Raw genomic sequence first — 18,079 nt, 5'->3', positions numbered from 1 at the left:
TTAATATGTGGTGGATTGTTTAAAAATAGCTATTTTTAGAAGATGAAAACAATTATCCAAATAGACAGTAATTTTATCGAAAACAACACTAATTTTTCAGAATTAGTTGCTGAATTAAGAACTTCTTTTTCATCAAAAGATACGATGGTTCCTATGCGTCATCATCATGATTTTGCGAATCCAAAAGTAAATGCGGATTCGACCTTATTATTGATGCCAGCTTGGAATCCGAGTAAAGATGCGGGGGTAAAAATAGTAACGGTAAGTCCAGAAAATCAGCAGTTTGATTTGCCTTCTATTAACGGAACGTATATTTATTTAGATGCCACAAAAGGAACTATCAAAGCAATTTTAGAAGCAAAAAGTTTAACAGCAAAACGTACGGCAGCAGCATCTGCTTTGGCATCTTCTTTTTTATCAAGAGAAAATTCATCATCACTATTGATGTTAGGAACAGGATCTTTATCAATCAACTTAATTAAAGCGCACGCTTCGGTTCGTCCAATTAAAAATGTATTTATTTGGGGACGTAATTTTAGCAAAGCACAAGCAATTTGTGAAACGCTTAAAAATGAAAGTTTTACAATTACTGCTGTTAAAACTATCGAAGAAAAAATATCCGAAGTTGATATTATATCATCTGCAACGTTGTCAAAAACACCGCTAGTTTTAGGGAAATATTTAAAGGCAGGGCAACATGTTGATTTAGTTGGAGCGTATAAAAAAGATATGCGTGAAGCTGATAATGAAGTAATTACGAAAGGTTCAGTTTATATTGATACCTATCAAGGAGGATTAAAAGAAAGTGGCGATATCTTAATTCCGTTACAAACAGGCGTTTTAAAAGAAGAAAACATTAATGCAGATTTATTTGAATTATGTTCTGGTGAAAAAACAGGGCGTAAAAATGAAGAAGAAATTACGGTTTTTAAATCGGTAGGACATGCTTTAGAAGATTTAGTAGCGGCGAGTTATTACTATAAAAAACATAAAAATCAGTAAAAAAGATCAGTAAAAATAAGTTGTCAAAATGAGTAAAACATATCAAAATATACTTTCAAATACTGATTTTAAACCCAATAAAGATTGGTTACAAATCAAAACAATTGACATGCATACTGGCGGCGAACCGTTGCGTGTAATTATTGATGGATTTCCTGAATTAAAAGGGAACTCGGTGTTAGATTATAGACGTTATTGTAAAGATAATTTCGATAATTTACGAACCGCTTTAATGTTTGAACCTCGTGGACATCCTGATATGTATGGTTGTATTTTATTGCCTCCCAATGATGATGAAGGAGATTTTGGAATTATATTTCTTCACAATGAAGGTTATTCGACCATGTGCGGTCATGCGATTATTGCCATTTCAACCTTAGCTGTTGAAATGAATTGGATTGATGCAAAAGAAGGTGAAAATATTTTAAAAATTGATGCTCCTTGCGGACGAATTACATCATTTACGAATGTAAAAGATGGCAAAGTAATAGGGGTTCGTTTTCATTGTGTGCCGAGTTTTGTGGTTGGTTTAGATAGAACAGTGGAAGTTGAAGGATTAGGAACTATTACCTATGATTTAGCCTACGGAGGTGCTTTTTATGCGTATGTCGATATGGCAAAAAACAATTTTAATTTTGATTTAAGCACTGATTCTTATCGTGATTTAATTACTAACGGAATGAAAATTAAACACGCCGTTATGCAAAATGATACTGAAATTACACATCCTTTAGAAGTTGATTTAAGTTTCTTATACGGAACTATTTTTGTTGATAACACCAAACAGCCTTCAGGAAACGATAGTAGAAATGTCTGTATTTTTGCAGAAGGAGAAGTTGATAGGTGTCCAACAGGTTCAGGGGTTTCAGGAAGAATGGCGATTCATAAAAAAAGAAACGAAATTGATTTTAATCAAACAATGAGTATTGAAAGTATTACAGATTCGGTATTTATAGGTTCTGTTGTTTCTGAACAAGATTACGGCTCTTTTAATGCGGTAATTCCGCAAGTAGAAGGTACAGCATATATTACAGGAATGCAAACTTTTGTAATCGACCCGAATGATCCAATGAAAGATGGGTTTATTCTTCGATAATATATTCTAAATAAAAAGGTTGTCAATATTAATTGACAACCTTTTTTGTGCTTTTTTTTAAAAATAATATAGTTTTCCTAAAAAGTGAAGTATATTTATTACTTCACTAAAAAACAATAATTAGCAATTAAAAATAAAATTTTCATCAAAATAAAACAATTAATAAGTTGGTATAAATTGGTATAAAATGAATAATTTAAACAAAGTATGATTAAACAAACACAGATATTAGTAGTAAGCTTATTTATTATTTTGTTAAGTTGTAAACAGAAAGAAGATAAAAAACAAGTAGAAACAACTTTATACAGCAATATACTTAATTATGTTTTTACACCTAAACATAAATTTGACAAAAAGGGCCTAATGTTTTCTGACCAAGGAGCTTGGTTTGGATATAGTTTTCCTGAAACTACAAATATTATAGGTTTTTCAGGACCTTTTTTAATGACACAACAAAATGGTGTTTGGAGTAGTGCTTCATTAACGAACTTGATTGTTAAAAATACCGCATGGAAATTAAGCCATACGGAAAGTTACAGCAGTCATTTAGAACAAACTTTTTTATCAGAAAAATTAGAACTAAAACAACAATTGGTTTTTTCTTCTGGACATACAGCAATTATAAAATCAAGATTAAAAAATAAAAGCAATTCAGTACAAACGATTAATTATAGCTTTAAAAATAAAGACTTATTAGCTGACGGATTGAAGTTATCAGTAAAAGAAAATAATTTAACAATTAAATCAGCTTTAACAAATGCTGTAGGTCATATTATTTTTCCTAAATATATACTTTTAACAGCATCAACAGACAGTATTTACACTTCAAATGAAATAGAAATTGTATTAAAGCCAAATGAAACAAAAGAATTTATAATTTCTCAATCATTTATTTTTAAAGAATATTCTTGGGGTAAAGAACGAAAGAATATCCAAAACATCAATTTTGATACTGTTTTAAAAGATAGAAAATTAGAAAAAAATACCGAATTACAGTCGTTAATAAAAAATAGAAAAACTCAATTTAATGATCATAAATACGCTGAAGTATTAGCAAAAACACAAGTAACTTTACAAAATAATTGGAGAATTCCTGCTGGAGAATTAAAAGATGAAGGTTTATTTCCTAGTTATCATTATAAATGGTTTCACGGTTTTTGGTCTTGGGATTCATGGAAACACGCTGTTGGTTTATCTTATTACAATACTGATTTAGCTAAAAAACAAATCAAAGCAATGTTTAATCTTCAAGGTGAAGATGGTTTTATTGTAGATTGTATTTACAGAGATACTTTAATTGAAAAACATAATTATCGTGATACAAAACCACCATTATCTGCATGGGCAATTACTAAAATTTATAAAAAAGATAAAGATATTTCTTTTGTAAAAGAATTTTATCCGAAGTTAAAAAAATATCATCAATGGTGGTATAATAAGCGTGATCATGATAAAGATGGTTTATGTGAATATGGTTCTACAGATGGAAGTTTAATTGCTGCAAAGTGGGAGAGCGGAATGGATAATGCCATTCGTTTTGACAATTCTGAAATTTTAAAAAATGGAGAAGGAGCTTATTCAATCAATCAAGAATCAGTAGATTTAAATGCTTATTTATATGCTGAGAAATTATTTTTATCAGAATTAGCCACTATTTTAGAAAACAAAAAAGAGGCTGACAATTTTAAAAAAGAAGCTAAAAAGTTAAAATTGATAATTCAATCACAATTTTACGACCCAATAGATGGTTGGTTTTACGATACTACTTTAGACGGAAAAACATTTATTAAAGGTGAAGGAAGTGAAGGATGGACAGCACTTTGGGCAAATGCAGCAACACAAGAACAAGCAAAAGCTGTTAAAAATAAAATGATGAATCCTAAGAAATTTTTCACAAAAGTACCTTTTCAAACTATGAGTGCCGATCATGAAAAATTCAATCCTTTAAAAGGATATTGGCGTGGTCCTAATTGGTTAGATCAGGCTTATTTTGGTGTAAAAGGTTTACGTAATTATGGTTTTGATAAAGAAGCCGATAAAGCAACTATTCAAATTTTAAAAGGAGCTGAAGGTGTACTTGGAAAAGGAAAATCTATTAGAGAAAATTATCATCCTTTAACAGGAGAAGGCTTAAATGCTGAAAATTTTAGCTGGAGTGCTGCACATATAATCATGTTATTACAAAAAGATTAATTTTTATGAAAATAAGACATTCTATTACTGATGATTTAAAAAATATAATGACTATCATTCATTATGCTCAACGATATTTAGCATCTTTAAATATTGATCAATGGCAAGATGGTTATCCTGATAAAGCCCAAATCAATAAGGATATCGAAAATAAAGAGAGCTATGTATTAGAAAATGAAGAACAACAAATTGTAGCTACTTTTATGTTTACAACCTCTAAAGAATCAGCTTATAATTCAATTGATGGAACGTGGTTAACCACTACTGATGCTACTTATGGCGTTATTCATCGTGTTGCGGTGGCAGAAAATTGTACTCGTAAAGGAATTGCCGAAATGATTATAACTTATTGTGAAAAATTATTACAAAATCAAGCGATTAATTCAATGCGAATAGATACTCATACAGATAATTTAGGAATGCAATATATTTTAAAAAAAATAAATTACAGTTATTGTGGTATTATTACTTTAGATAGTGGTGCTACTAGACTCGGTTATGAAAAATTATTATCATAAGAAAAAATGGACTATACTCAAATAAAAATATCGACTGAACAAGCAGCGGAAATTCTTTTTAAAACCTATAATATTAAAGGAGTCGCTACAGAATTACCTGGGGAATTAGATTTTAATTTCCGAATAAAAACACCAAATTCAGAAGGATATATTTTAAAAATTTCTCGCCCAAATGAAGAAGAGAATTATTTGGATTTTCAACAGAAATTATTACAATATGTTGCCGAAAATAATGCTGAAATTATTGCTCCAAAAGTTATAAAAGATATTGAAGGAAACGTAATTTCAACGATAATTGACGCTTTCGGAAATGCTCGAAAAGTTCGTTTGTTAAGTTGGATTTCAGGTAGAGTTTGGTCATCTGTAAATCCGCAATTAGATAGTTTACGTTTTAGTTTAGGTGAACAATGCGGATTGTTAACTAAAGCTTTACATGGTTTTGAACATCCACAGGCAAAACGAGAATTTGTGTGGGATGTTGCACAATCACTTTGGACAAAAAAACATATCAATTTATTTGAAAACGAGCAAAAAGAAATTATTAGCTATTTTCAAAATCAGTTTGAAAACAATAAAGAAAGGTATGATTCTTTGCGTAAATCGGTGGTTCATAATGATGCGAATGATAACAATGTTATTGTATCAAAAGAGCTTGTAAATCCAACAGTAAAAGCAGCAATTGATTACGGCGATGCGATTTATACACAAATAATTAATGATGTTGCCATTGCGTGTGCCTATACGATTATGAATCATAACGAGCCGTTGGAAGCTTCGTTAGATATTGTGAAAGGCTATCATCAAAATTTTCCTTTACAAGAAAAAGAATTGGCGCATTTATACGATGCGATTGCCATGCGATTGGTGATTTCGGTTACAAAATCGGCAATTAATAAAATTCAAGAACCCAATAATAAATATTTGCTGATAAGCGAAAAACCCGCTTGGGAAGTCCTTGAAAAATGGCGTGAAATTCATCCAGATTTTGCCGAATATAATTTTAGAATTGCTTGTGGTTTTACAGCGCATCCGAATGAAAAAAAGTTCGAAAATTGGAGTTTACAACATACTTTTTCTTTAAGAAATTTATTTCCAACGATTCAAAAAAATATTATTTATCCTGTTGATTTAAGTGTTTCAAGTACTTGGATTGGGCATGAAAAAGAAGCAAATAATTTAGCACTTTTTCAATTTAAAATTGATGAATTACAAAAAGAAAATCCTACAAAAATTATTGGCGGTGGTTATTTAGAACCTCGTATTTTTTATACTGCTGATGCGTATCAAAAAATAGGAAATAACGGAAAAGAAAGCCGAACAATTCATTTAGGAACCGATTTTTGGTTGACAAAAAACACGCCTGTTCACGCTATTTTAGAGGGCGAAGTTGTTATTTCTTCGGATAATCAAGGCGATAAAAATTACGGTGGATTATTGGTGTTAAAACATCAAGCTGATAATTTTGAATTTTACACTTTATACGGACATAACACGCCCGAAAGTGTGCAAAAACATCAAGTAGGCAACCGAATTTTAAAAGGTGAGAAAATTGCCGAACTTGGAGATTATACAGAAAATGGAAACTGGGTTCCTCATTTACATTTTCAAGTATTATTATCACTTTTTGATTTAAATACAGATTTTCCAGGCGTGGCATATTTAAAAGAAATAGAGGTTTGGAAAAGTGTTTGCCCAAACCCGAATTTGCTTTTTAAATCTGATGAATTAGCCGAAAATAATACGATTTCAAACAACGATTTAATTAAGTATCGAAAACAACATTTAGGGAAAAGTTTAAGTTTGCAATATAAAACACCTATAAAAATGGTGCGTGGAGCGGGGCAATATTTAATCGACCAATTTGGAAATAAATATTTAGATACCGTAAATAATGTTGCGCACGTTGGGCATGAAAATTATAATGTTGTCAAAGCTGGGCAAAATCAGATGAGTTTAATTAACACAAACTCACGTTATTTGCATGAAAATATCAATAATTTAGCTAAAGAACTGATTGAAACGTTACCGCCTGAATTAAATGTGTTACATTTTGTAAACTCAGGAAGTGAAGCAAATGAATTAGCAATTCGAATGGCAAAAGCTGTTACAGGCGAAAAAGATATTATTGCAAGTGAAATCGGTTATCACGGAAATTCGAATATGTGTATTGATATTTCGTCATATAAATTTGATGGAAAAGGAGGAAGTGGCGCTCCTGAATTTACGCAAATATTTCCTTTAGCCGATAGTTTTAGAGGGAAATATAGAGGTGAAAATACCGCAAAAAAATACGCTGACGAAGTTCAAAAATGTATCGACACGATTCAAGAAAAAGGACGAAATGTAGGTGCTTTTATCATCGAGCCGATTATTAGTTGTGGCGGTCAGGTAGAATTACCAAGAGGTTTTTTATCTGAAGCATATCAAAAAATAAGAAAAGTTGGCGGTGTTTGTATTTCTGATGAAGTTCAAACTGGTTGCGGAAGAATGGGTAAAACTTTTTGGGGTTTTCAACTTCACAATGTAGTTCCTGATATCGTAACGATCGGTAAACCCTTAGGAAACGGGCATCCAATTGCGGCGGTTGCTTGTACTCAAAAAGTTGCTGATGCTTTTGCAAACGGCATGGAATATTTTAATACTTTTGGCGGAAATCCTGTTTCTTGTGCCATTGCAACCGAAGTAATTCGCACGGTAAAGCGTGATAAATTACAAGAAAATGCGTTGGAAGTAGGCGAATATTTAAAATCGGAATTAAAAGAACTCTCTAAAGAATTTCCAATTATTGGCGATGTAAGAGGGCAGGGGCTTTTCTTAGGAATTGAATTTGTAGATTCTGCATTAAATCCGTTGGCTTCTCAAACCGATTATCTCGCAAATAGAATGAAAGATCATGGAATTTTAATGAGTACCGATGGTCCTGATTACAATGTTTTAAAAATTAAACCGCCTATTATTTTTTCTAAAGAAAATGCCGAAGAAGTACTTTTTTATCTGAATAAAATATTAAAAGAAGATTTTATGAAGACTATTTAATGCTCTAAAAACAAGAATTATTTGAAGCTATTTCCCGCTTTCCGCACTCGCTCTTTTTTGAAGAAAAATCAAAAAAGGAGCTCAAACAATTGCTACAATCGGGGCTAAGTCTATTTACTAAATTACTGCTTGTTTTTTAGATAGTTTTTATTTAAATAATTTTTAAAACTGTATAAAATTAAAAAACGCAACTTCTAAAGATAAAGAGTTGCGTTTTTTTTTATAAAATCAGTTAAATATCATTATAAATTTAGTGTAATTTTTTAAAATTTATTTTGAAATTCCAAAAGGATCTTCAATAGTATGCATTGGTTCTGTAAACCATTTTGGACCATTTTTTGTCATATAAATATGGTCTTCATGGCGGATTCCAAATTTATTAGGAACACAAATCATTGGTTCATTACTAAAGGTCATTTTTTCGACTAAAACGGTATTGTCATTTTTAACAATATACGGCCATTCATGAATATTTAAACCAATTCCATGTCCAGTTCTGTGAGGTAAACCTGGTAAAGCATATTTTGGTCCAAGCTGATGACTTTCTAACATTTTTCTGGCAGCAGCATCAATATCAGCACAAACATTCCCTAATTGAGCAGCATCAAAAGCCGCTTGTTGGGTTTCTTTTTCGATATTCCAAATAGATTTTTGTAAATCGTCCGCTTCTCCAAAAATATAGGTTCTTGTAATATCAGAAATATAATTGTGTAATACACAACCTGTATCTACTAATACAATTTCGTTTAATTCTAAATTTTTAGGCGTTTTTACACCATGAGGAAATGAAGAATCGACACCAAATAATACAATACAAAAATATGAACCAGCAGTTGCACCGTAACGAATATGTGCTTCGTGGATAAAATCTTCTACTTCTTTAGCTGAAATTCCGACTCTTAAAATACGTGCTGCTGCTTTTTGAACCTCTAAAGTGATGTTCATAGCATGTTGCATAATAGCAATTTCAGCATCTGATTTTATCATTCTACAACCTGCCGTAATTGGCGTTGCACTTTCTAAAGTAAAAGAAGTATTGCTTTTATTGATACCATCAACAATAAAGAAAGGCGTTGCTTCATCCATCAAAATAATACCTTCGGTTACGTTATTTTGAATTAGAATTTTAGTAAATAATTTATAAGGGCTTTTGTGTTCTTCCCAACAATTTACGTCGCCTTTTATCAGCATGAAATCTAAAATTGTTCCTTTTTCAAACTTTGGCGCGATAAAATGCAAATCGCCATTTTGAAATAAAATTGCACCCACCATTCGTTCGCTTGAACTCCATTTCATTCCTGTGAAATAGAATAAATTTGTTCCAGCGTGTAAATACATTGCTTGCTTATTTTGATCTTTCATCAATTGGCAAGCTTTGTTTATTCTTTGTTGAAATTCTTCTTTTTGAATCGGTTCAACTAAGTGAGCCGTTGGAGTTATTGCATTTAATTCTGCTTCTATGGTAGAACCTCCGATTCCAAATGTATTCATTCTAATTTTTTTTAGTATTCATTAATGCTTCAATATCCTTAATTTCGATAGGCATTTTAGCCGTTAAATTGATGTTTCCATTTTCTGTAATTAGGTAATCATCTTCTAATCGACAACCAATTCCTTCTTCGGCGATATAAATTCCAGGCTCGCAGGTTAAAATCATTCCTGCTTCAAAAGGACGAGAATATAAACCAACATCATGCACATCTAACCCTAAATAATGGGCTGTTCCGTGCATAAAATATTGTTTATATAAAGGTTTCTCAGGATCTTGATTTGCTACTTCATCAGCATTTAATAAGTTTAATTTTATTAATTCTGCTTCCACTAAACTAGCCATGTTTTTTTCATAATCGGCAGGTAAAATTCCAGCTTTTAGAAGTTTACTTCCTTCTTTTAAACAATGTAAAACAGACGTATAAACAGCGGCTTGTCTTTCTGAAAATTTTCCATTTACAGGAAAACAACGGGTGGTGTCGCTATTGTAATTTGCATAGCAAACGCCAAAGTCAAGTAAAATCATTTCACCGTCTTTACAAACCGAATCATTGGTGTTATAATGTAAAGCGCAAGCGTTTTGTCCTGAAGCAACAATCGGTTGAAAAGCGTGATGTGAAGCTCCAGATTTCACTAAATTATAGGTTAATTCTGCTTCTAATTCGTATTCATTTTTGCCAGGTTTACAGGCTTTTAAAATACGAGAAAAAGATTGTACACTAATATCCGCTGCTTTTTGCGTCAATTCGTGTTCTATTGTTGATTTTACAGGACGTAAATCACGGGTGATTTTTGCTGCTCTATAATAGGTGTGTAATGGATATTTTTCTTTACACCATTGAATCATTCTATCCTGTTGGGTTTGTTGATTACTAGTGGCACGTTTATAATGTTCGTTATGTCCTAAGTAAAAGGCATCGGCTTCAAAAGCCATTGCTTGTAAAACGTTTTCAAAATCTTTGTTCCAAATTACTCTTGAAATCCCTGAAATTTCAGTAGCTTTTTCTTGGGTTAATTTTTCACCGTCCCAAATTTTGATAAGTTCACTGGTTTCTTTTATAAATAAAATCGCGCGATTTTCTTTTTTATAAGCATCAGGATAAAGCACTAAAATAGTTTCTTCTTGGTCAATTCCCGAAAGGTAAAAAAGGTCATTATTTTGTGCAAATCCCATTACATCATCGGCATTGTTGTGTTTCACATCGTTTGATGTTAAAATAGCAATGCTGTTGGGTTGCATTTTGGCTGTAAAACGCTTTCTATTTTCTATAAATAACGAGTTATTAATTTGTTCGTAACGCATAGTATTATTGATTCAGGTGCTTTTAATTTATTGTGTAGCGTATTTTACGCGTATCTTTCTGTATGAAACGGGCTTAAATCGAGGCTTGTTTTTTTATCAGAAATTACTTCGGATATTAATTTTCCTGTTGCGGGTCCTAAACTCCATCCCATCATTGCGTGTCCTGTTGCTACGGTTACGTTTTTCACTTTTGATAAACGTCCGATATATGGCAATCCATCAGGCGAACAGGGTCTTAATCCAGAGGCTACATCGTCAATTTCTTTCTGGCTAATTTTTAAATTCTGATAAAAGCGTTCACTTGCTTTTGCGATGGCATTTACACGTACTTTATTGATGTTGGTATTAATTTTATCAACTTCCATAGTTCCTGCAAAACGTGTAAAACCGTTCATTGGTGTTACGGCAACTTTTGCTTCCATTAAAATGGCAGGAATGGTAATTCCTGTTTCTTGAGATACATTAATTCGGTATCCTTTTCCAGCTTGAATAGGAATTGTAGTGTTCAATTTTTTCATTAGAATTTGCGACCAAGAGCCAGTTGCAACAACTATTTCATCAGGAGTAAATTCTTGTTTATTTGTTTTTAGAGAGGTTACTTTATCGCCAGTTACGTTGATGTCTAGTACTTCTTCATTGGCTAAAATTGTAACGCCATTTTTCTCTAAATATCGTTTTAATTGTGGCATAAATTCATTTGGAGTCATGTGTGAATCCGTGTGATAATAAATGGCACCTTTAATATTTAAACCTGCATTTGGTTCTAATTTCAGTACTTGTTCTTTGGATAAATTCTCAACATTTAAGCCTTCTTGAATGGCACGTTGTCCTGTAATCCATTCTTCTTCGCCTGTTTTATCGGTTTGATAACACATTAACAATCCTTTATGCTGATAAAAGAAATCAAAATCATTGGAAGCTTTTATTTCTTCGTATAATTCTCTACTTAATAAGTTGATATCTTTTATAGTTTTGATAGAACTTTCTACCTTTTCTTTGGTAGATGCTTTTTTAAAGAGCCATGACCATTTTACAAAGTCATAATCCAATCGAGGTTTTACAGAAAAAGGACTTTCTGAATCAAACATCCATTTAATTCCTTTGTTAATCATTCCTGGAGCCGCCAAAGAGATAATATGACTTGGCGTAATATATCCTGCATTTACATAAGAGGCACCGCTTGAAAAATCAGATTTATCAATAACGGTAACTTTATGTCCTTCCTTTTGAAGGTAATACGCTGAACATAAGCCTATAATTCCTCCACCAATAATTACTACTTCTTTTGACATTTATTTGAATCTATTGTTTAAGATATTTTTAAAATTTACTCTTTTTACTGATACTATTTACGGTAATAATTCTAAAAGTACTTGCGTTAATTGTAATGGTAATCAGATGTTTTTTGCTGGTTACGTAGAAATTTTTACCTATTTTTTCGTAGTATTCTAAAGGTGTATCTTCCAGCACTTTTTGAATAAGTGTTTCAATTTCAAATTTAGAAAATGCGGTACCGAGCTTTTTATTTATCCGTGGATAAACAAGCTCGGTATAGCAATGTTTTAGTACTATTTTATATTTGTTTATTTCCAAATTTAAAGTTCCAAATTTAAGATTGAAGCTATTTTTTTATATTACTTGAAATCCGTGTGCATACGGATCGTCTTGATCATCAATAATAATATTATTGTATCCAAAAACTTTAGCCCAACCTTGAATACTTGGTATAATTGCTGGTTTTCCGTTTAAGGTTGTTTCTTCTTCTACACGCCCAATAAATTTACTTCCGATAAAACTTTCGTGAATAAATTCTTCTTTTAGTTGAAGTTTTCCTTTGGCGTGTAATTGTGCTAATCTTGCTGAAGTTCCTGTTCCACAAGGGCTTCTATCGATGGCTTTATCACCATAAAATACGGCATTTCTACCAGAAGAAGTTGGATCAATAGGATTTCCTGTCCATAACATGTGTGTTACATCTCTGATGGTATCATTTTCAGGATGAATAAACATATCAGGATATTTTTCATTGATTCGATCTCTAACAACTTGCGAATATTGGATTATTTTACTTGCGGTAAAATCGTGTACTCCAGAGAAATTTTTCTGCGGATCAACAATAGCGTAATAATTTCCTCCGTAAGAAACATCAAAAGTAATCTCGCCTAATTCAGGGCAATCGATGGTTAAATTTTCGGCTGCTAAATAACTTTTTACGTTTGTTAAACGTACCCAATCTACTTTTTTACCTGTTTGACCGTATTCGATATTTACCAAACCAGCAGGTGCTTCCATTTTAATTTTTCCAGGAATTTTTGGAATAATTAAACCTTCTTCAATAGCGATGGTTATTGTACCGATAGTTCCGTGTCCGCACATTGGCAAACATCCAGAGGTTTCAATAAATAAGATTCCAAAATCGTTTTCAGGATTGTGAGGTGGAAATAAAATACTTCCACTCATCATATCATGTCCACGTGGTTCGAACATTAAACCTTTGCGAATCCAGTCATATTCTTTTAAAAAATGCTGACGTTTTTCGCTCATATTTGCTCCAATTAAATTTGGACCTCCACCTGCTACAACTCTCACGGGATTTCCGCAAGTATGTGCATCAACGCAAAAAAATGTTTTTCTCATAGTAAAATTGAATAGCCAGCTTGTTTCCTTTCTTAGAAAAAACCCTTCAAATTTCTTTAATCAAGAAAACGAAGCTGGTTTGTTTTTCAATTCTTTAAGATGTTTAAAAGTATGTGTTTACTTGTTTTAACATCTAAAGAAAGTGTTAATTTATATTAATTTAAATGTTATTTTAATTCGCTAGGTAATAATTCGGTTGGCCAATCTTGAAAACTAAAAGGACGTACCCATCTTTTAATAGCTCCTAAACCTACGGCTGTAAATCTAGAATCTGAAGAAGCAGGGTAAGGACCACCATGGGTCATTGATTCACAAACTTCTACACCAGTTGGCACTCCGTTGAAAATAATTCTTCCAACTTTAGCTTGTAATGCGTCCGTTACGGCTGGTAAAGCGTCAAAATCTTCTTTTTCGGCTAAAACGGTACCTGTTAATTGTCCTTCTAAACCGTCAATAACGGCTAATAATTCTTCTTGATCTTTTGCTTTAACCACTAAAGAGAAAGGACCAAAAACTTCGGTATGCATTTTAGGATTTGCTAAAAATTCAGCTCCTGATACGGCACATATTGTTGATGGAGCAAAGTTAGCTTGAAGATCTCCTTCAATTTTGCCAACAACTTCTACACCAGGTTGTGAAGTTACGATTTCCGCATTTGAAACGAATCCTTCTTTAATATTAGGGTGCAACATACATTGTGATGCGATTGCGGTTGTTTTTTCTGCTAAATCTTTAACAAAAGCATCGGTATCTTCTCCTGCGATGGTTAATAATAATCCAGGATTGGTACAGAATTGACCTGTTCCAACAGTTATTGAACCTGCGTATGTAGTAGCAGTTTCTGCCGATTTATTTTTGATAACATTAGGCATTACAACTACTGGGTTGATACTTCCCATTTCAGCAAATACTGGAATTGGTTCGTCTCTTTGTGTTCCTAAATTGTAAAGTGCTCTACCACCAGCGATACTTCCTGTAAAACCTACTGCTTTTACCTTCGGATGTTTTACTAAGGCGCTTCCGACAACTCTTCCGCTACCTGTAATGTTTGAAAATACACCGTTTGGCATTCCTGTTTTTTCGGCTGCTTTAATAATTGCTGATGCTACTAATTCACCAGTTCCAGAGTGCATTGCGTGCGATTTTACAATCACAGGACATCCTGAAGCTAAGGCACTAGCGGTATCTCCACCTGCGGTAGAAAATGCTAATGGAAAATTACTTGCTGCAAATACAACAACAGGTCCTAAAGGGATTGATGTTTTTCTAAGGTCTGATTTTGGTAATGGTTGTCTATCAGGAATTGCTTGGTCGATGGTTACATTTCTCCATTGATCTTTGGCAACTAAATCAGCAAAGGCTCTTAATTGTCCAACGGTTCTTCCTCTTTCTCCTTGTGCTCTTCCTTCTGGCAAACCAGATTCTAACATATACATATCTGTAAGTTCAGTATCTAAGACTAAAATTTCATCGGCAATTGCGTTTAAAAATTCGGCTCTTTTTTCTCCTGAAACTTTACGATATACTTTAAAGGCTTTATCAGCTAATTCAACAGCTTCATTAACTTCTTCTAAAGTTGCTTGATAAAAATCTGTTGGATTTTGTACATTTAACTTCGGATTTACGGTTTTATGCGTCGTTGTTCCTGATGCTTTTAATTGATTTCCTATATAATTTTTTCCTGTAATCATTTTATTTTAGTTTTTTTTAAAATGTGTGGTAACATTTTATGGTTTACTATTTTTTATGATGGCTCAAAATGTTCTTTTAAGCATTTAAAGGTACATAAAATATTTATAAATTTGTCGTTACTTTTTTGTTAAAAAAGATATTTCAAAGATGTTTTAAAAGATATTGAAAACGACAAATCATTGCCTTATAAATAAGGCAATGATTTGTTAAAGGGTACTATAATTATCTAACATTTTATAATTTTATATTAAAAATATTAAAATGATGATGTTCTTTTATGATTAAGCTTTTGCTAAGCTTTTATATTCTGGTAATGTTGGTCTAGTTCTTAAACCTTCGGCAATAATTGCTAATACATTTTCTCTTTCTTTACCGATTAAAGGTAAACGAGGTTCACGTACATTTTCAGTTCCGATTCCAGTAGCAACTTCTGCTAATTTAATATTTTGTACTAATCTACTTGTAATATCTAATTCTAATAAAGGTAAGAACCAACGGTAAATTTCTCTAGCTTCTTCGCCTCTTCCTGCGTTTGCTAAGTTAAAGATAGCAACTGTTTCTGCTGGGAAAGCACATACTAAACCTGCAACCCAACCGTCAGCACCCATAAAGATACTTTCTAAGGCTAAGGTATCAACTCCTGATAAAATTTGTAATCTATCACCGAAACGGTTTTTGATACGTGTAATATTTGATAAATCTCTTGTAGATTCTTTTACAGCTTCGATATTTGGACAGTCACGTAATAACTCTTCAAACATATCTAAAGTAACTTCGATACCGTAATCAACAGGGTTATTATATACCATAATTGGTAAAGAAGTACTATTTGCTACTTTTTTAAAGTATGTTATAGTTTCTCTATCATCTGCTTTATAACGCATTGGAGGCAACATCATTAATGCAGATGCTCCATCTTCTTTTGCTTTTCTAGCAGCATCAATTGCAGCTACAGTAGTTTGTTCAGCAACGTTCATTATAATTGGCACTTGACCATCTACAATTTCCACTGCTTTTCGTACGATAACTCTTTTTTCGTCATCAGTAAGTGTGCTTGCTTCTCCTAAGGTTCCTCCTAAGATAATTCCAACAACTCCTGCTTCTAATTGTGCTTTAATATTTACTTCAAAGTTAACTAAATCTAAGGTGTCTTGATCTGTAAATTTAGTGGTAACTGCTGGCATTACGCCTTTCCAATTTATGCTCATGTGTGTTTTTTAAGGCAAATTTATAATTGATTTATAAAGCATAATGCTTGTTTTTTAACAGTATAGTATATTATTTTATCTTTTTTTGTAGTTTTAGTGCTTTTTTAGGGGAATATTTTATAGATTTATACAAATATTTTACACATATTATGAAGGTTTTACCATTTAAAATACCAAAAACTAAGAACTTAGGGTTAATTTATCAGGAAGATGAAGGTACTTTATTTTATGATAAGTTTCATCAACATGAAGAAATTCAGTTGTGTTATGTTGTTAAAGGCGAGGGAACTTTAATTGTTGGTGATACTGTTAATGAGTATCAATCGAATGATATTTTGGTTATTGCAGGAAATCAGCCTCATGTTTTTAAGAGTGATGCTTCAAGGATTAAGGAATCGTTTATGGTTTCGCTTTTTTTTACACAAAAATCATTTGGAGAAACTTTTTTTGAGTTAGATGATTTTAAACAGATTGCTACTTTTTTTACGGTTGCTAAAAACAGTTTTCGTGTAAAATCGCATCAGAAAAAGTTACAAAAGCTTTTTTTAAAGTTACATGAAAGTAGGGATTTGTATAAGTTCATCATTTTTCTTAAAATGATTGATATTATTTTAAAATCGGAAACGGAATCTCTTTCGTCGTTTGTTTATGAGAAAAAATATACGGATAATGAGGGAAAACGTATGCGAGATATTATGGATTATACCTTAAAAAATTACAATAAAAAGATAGAATTAGATGATATTGCGGGCGTTGCGAATATGACTTCAAATGCTTTTTGCCGTTATTTCAAGCAACGAACAAACAAAACATTTTTCACTTTTTTAAATGAATTACGCATTGAGACTGCGTGTAAATTATTACAAAATAAAGATTATTCGATTATTGAAGTTTCAGAAAAATCAGGATTTAAGAACATTTCAAATTTCAACAGAAAATTTAAAGAGCTGAAAGGACAAACGCCTTCGAGTTATCGTTTAAGTTTTTAGGTTTTAAAGTTTTTTTTATTGATTTTAAACTTTTAAAAATCTAAAAATTGAATTGTTGTGTTTTGATATTCTTTTAAAATAGTATCTAGAACATTTTTATTTTTATTGTTATAAAAAATGGAATTTCCTTTTTTTTCTGATGTTGAGATTAAGTTATTTTCGATTAAAATATGTTTGGTTTGTTTTGCTACGGCTTGTCCTGCATCAATAATTTTGATATTATTTCCAGTAATTTTTTTTATTTGTGGAATTAGGTACGGGTAGTGGGTACATCCTAAAACGATGCAATCACATTTTAAATCGATCATTGGTTGTACATATTTTTGCAATAAAACGGTCATTTCTAAAGATTCCATATTTCCATTTTCAATAAGTTCGACTAAACCATTTCCAACTTGTTCGATAATTTTAATTTTGGTATCAATACGTGCGGTTGTTTTTTCAAATAGGCTACTATTGAGCGTTCCTTTGGTAGCTAAAATTCCAATAACTCCTGTTTTTGTTTGAATAGAAGCAGTTTTGATAGCGGGTTCAATACCGATAATTGGAATGGTATAATTTTTCCTTAGATAATCGATGGCATTTGTGGTTGCGGTATTACAGGCAACTACGATTATTTTGCATCCTTTTTTGATTAAAAACTCGGTATTTTTAACCGATAATTGAATAATTTCTTCTGTTGATTTTTGTCCGTAGGGAGCGTTTTTACTATCGGATAAATAAATAGTATTTTCAAGAGGGAGTAGGGCGTTAATTTCTTTCCAGATGGAAGTTCCACCAATTCCAGAATCAAAAATACCGATAGCTTGTTTATTTTTTTGGGGTGTCATAGTCTTTAAAAGTACGAAATTACAAAAATATAGAAACACAAAATTATAAAAATAAAAATCCTGCTTTATAGAGCAGGATTTTTA

General features: G+C 31.9%; 14 protein-coding genes. 6 read left to right on the top strand and 8 right to left on the bottom strand.

Annotated elements, in window-relative coordinates; translation table 11 throughout:
• The first annotated feature begins 42 nt into the window (after positions 1 to 42).
• From lhpI to L0U77_RS01460, 5 genes are all read left to right on the top strand, one after another.
• Positions 43 to 1,002, top strand: coding sequence for a bifunctional Delta(1)-pyrroline-2-carboxylate/Delta(1)-piperideine-2-carboxylate reductase (lhpI, locus tag L0U77_RS01480; RefSeq protein WP_233883779.1), 960 nt, complete (start codon positions 43 to 45; stop codon positions 1,000 to 1,002).
• A 28-nt stretch (positions 1,003 to 1,030) separates the two neighbouring features.
• Complete coding sequence (locus L0U77_RS01475) at positions 1,031 to 2,098, top strand: proline racemase family protein (protein ID WP_233900646.1); 1,068 nt, start codon at positions 1,031 to 1,033, stop codon at positions 2,096 to 2,098.
• A 207-nt stretch (positions 2,099 to 2,305) separates the two neighbouring features.
• Positions 2,306 to 4,291, top strand: coding sequence for an MGH1-like glycoside hydrolase domain-containing protein (locus L0U77_RS01470; RefSeq protein ID WP_233900645.1), 1,986 nt, complete (start codon positions 2,306 to 2,308; stop codon positions 4,289 to 4,291).
• Between the two features lie 5 nt (positions 4,292 to 4,296).
• Entirely contained in the window at positions 4,297 to 4,809 is a 513-nt protein-coding gene (locus L0U77_RS01465) for a GNAT family N-acetyltransferase (RefSeq protein ID WP_233899672.1), read from the top strand.
• A gap of 6 nt (positions 4,810 to 4,815) precedes the next feature.
• Positions 4,816 to 7,845, top strand: coding sequence for an aminotransferase class III-fold pyridoxal phosphate-dependent enzyme (locus tag L0U77_RS01460; protein ID WP_233900644.1), 3,030 nt, complete (start codon positions 4,816 to 4,818; stop codon positions 7,843 to 7,845).
• A gap of 270 nt (positions 7,846 to 8,115) precedes the next feature.
• Here the strand turns inward: L0U77_RS01460 and L0U77_RS01455 are convergent, their stop codons facing one another.
• From L0U77_RS01455 to L0U77_RS01425, 7 genes are all read right to left on the bottom strand, one after another.
• Positions 8,116 to 9,336 (bottom strand): M24 family metallopeptidase, encoded by a 1,221-nt coding sequence (locus tag L0U77_RS01455; RefSeq protein ID WP_233883788.1) that lies wholly within the window; start codon positions 9,334 to 9,336, stop codon positions 8,116 to 8,118.
• 1 nt (position 9,337) lies between these two features.
• Positions 9,338 to 10,639 carry an aminopeptidase P N-terminal domain-containing protein gene (locus L0U77_RS01450; protein ID WP_233896869.1) on the bottom strand — a complete coding sequence of 434 codons (1,302 nt, stop codon included), beginning with the start codon at positions 10,637 to 10,639 and terminating at the stop codon, positions 9,338 to 9,340.
• A 44-nt stretch (positions 10,640 to 10,683) separates the two neighbouring features.
• Complete coding sequence (locus L0U77_RS01445) at positions 10,684 to 11,931, bottom strand: NAD(P)/FAD-dependent oxidoreductase (RefSeq protein WP_233883790.1); 1,248 nt, start codon at positions 11,929 to 11,931, stop codon at positions 10,684 to 10,686.
• Positions 11,932 to 11,959: 28 nt separating this feature from the next.
• Positions 11,960 to 12,232, bottom strand: a complete 273-nt coding sequence (locus L0U77_RS01440) for a DUF3781 domain-containing protein (protein ID WP_198912825.1) — start codon at positions 12,230 to 12,232, stop codon at positions 11,960 to 11,962.
• Positions 12,233 to 12,268: 36 nt separating this feature from the next.
• Positions 12,269 to 13,276, bottom strand: a complete 1,008-nt coding sequence (locus L0U77_RS01435; RefSeq protein WP_193699611.1) for a 4-hydroxyproline epimerase — start codon at positions 13,274 to 13,276, stop codon at positions 12,269 to 12,271.
• A gap of 167 nt (positions 13,277 to 13,443) precedes the next feature.
• Positions 13,444 to 14,967 carry an aldehyde dehydrogenase (NADP(+)) gene (locus tag L0U77_RS01430; RefSeq protein WP_233896871.1) on the bottom strand — a complete coding sequence of 508 codons (1,524 nt, stop codon included), beginning with the start codon at positions 14,965 to 14,967 and terminating at the stop codon, positions 13,444 to 13,446.
• Between the two features lie 282 nt (positions 14,968 to 15,249).
• Positions 15,250 to 16,176, bottom strand: coding sequence for a dihydrodipicolinate synthase family protein (locus tag L0U77_RS01425; protein WP_233896872.1), 927 nt, complete (start codon positions 16,174 to 16,176; stop codon positions 15,250 to 15,252).
• A gap of 149 nt (positions 16,177 to 16,325) precedes the next feature.
• Between L0U77_RS01425 and L0U77_RS01420 the strand changes: the two genes are divergently transcribed.
• The gene (locus L0U77_RS01420; RefSeq protein ID WP_233896874.1) at positions 16,326 to 17,165 is read left to right on the top strand and encodes an AraC family transcriptional regulator; all 840 of its coding nucleotides are present in this window, start codon (positions 16,326 to 16,328) and stop codon (positions 17,163 to 17,165) included.
• A 32-nt stretch (positions 17,166 to 17,197) separates the two neighbouring features.
• On the opposite strand, the gene murI is transcribed toward L0U77_RS01420, so the two are convergent.
• Positions 17,198 to 17,995: a glutamate racemase gene (gene murI / locus L0U77_RS01415; RefSeq protein ID WP_233883798.1), complete on the bottom strand. Its 798-nt coding sequence runs from the start codon at positions 17,993 to 17,995 to the stop codon at positions 17,198 to 17,200.
• Positions 17,996 to 18,079: the final 84 nt, after the last annotated feature.

It is taken from the genome of Tenacibaculum piscium, assembly GCF_021390715.1.
GTDB lineage: Bacteria > Bacteroidota > Bacteroidia > Flavobacteriales > Flavobacteriaceae > Polaribacter > Polaribacter piscius.
Note: the sequence above shows the minus strand (reverse complement) of the source record. Positions and strands in the feature narration are given on the sequence as shown.

Excerpts from the sequence above, each read along its gene's own strand:
- lhpI (WP_233883779.1), top strand. The coding sequence starts at position 43 with ATGAAAACAATTATCCAAATAGACAGTAATTTTATCGAAAACAACACT.
- L0U77_RS01475 (WP_233900646.1), top strand. The coding sequence starts at position 1,031 with ATGAGTAAAACATATCAAAATATACTTTCAAATACTGATTTTAAACCC.
- L0U77_RS01470 (WP_233900645.1), top strand. The coding sequence starts at position 2,306 with ATGATTAAACAAACACAGATATTAGTAGTAAGCTTATTTATTATTTTG.
- L0U77_RS01465 (WP_233899672.1), top strand. The coding sequence starts at position 4,297 with ATGAAAATAAGACATTCTATTACTGATGATTTAAAAAATATAATGACT.
- L0U77_RS01460 (WP_233900644.1), top strand. The coding sequence starts at position 4,816 with ATGGACTATACTCAAATAAAAATATCGACTGAACAAGCAGCGGAAATT.
- L0U77_RS01455 (WP_233883788.1), bottom strand. The coding sequence starts at position 9,336 with ATGAATACATTTGGAATCGGAGGTTCTACCATAGAAGCAGAATTAAAT.
- L0U77_RS01450 (WP_233896869.1), bottom strand. The coding sequence starts at position 10,639 with ATGCGTTACGAACAAATTAATAACTCGTTATTTATAGAAAATAGAAAG.
- L0U77_RS01445 (WP_233883790.1), bottom strand. The coding sequence starts at position 11,931 with ATGTCAAAAGAAGTAGTAATTATTGGTGGAGGAATTATAGGCTTATGT.
- L0U77_RS01435 (WP_193699611.1), bottom strand. The coding sequence starts at position 13,276 with ATGAGAAAAACATTTTTTTGCGTTGATGCACATACTTGCGGAAATCCC.
- L0U77_RS01430 (WP_233896871.1), bottom strand. The coding sequence starts at position 14,967 with ATGATTACAGGAAAAAATTATATAGGAAATCAATTAAAAGCATCAGGA.
- L0U77_RS01425 (WP_233896872.1), bottom strand. The coding sequence starts at position 16,176 with ATGAGCATAAATTGGAAAGGCGTAATGCCAGCAGTTACCACTAAATTT.
- L0U77_RS01420 (WP_233896874.1), top strand. The coding sequence starts at position 16,326 with ATGAAGGTTTTACCATTTAAAATACCAAAAACTAAGAACTTAGGGTTA.
- murI (WP_233883798.1), bottom strand. The coding sequence starts at position 17,995 with ATGACACCCCAAAAAAATAAACAAGCTATCGGTATTTTTGATTCTGGA.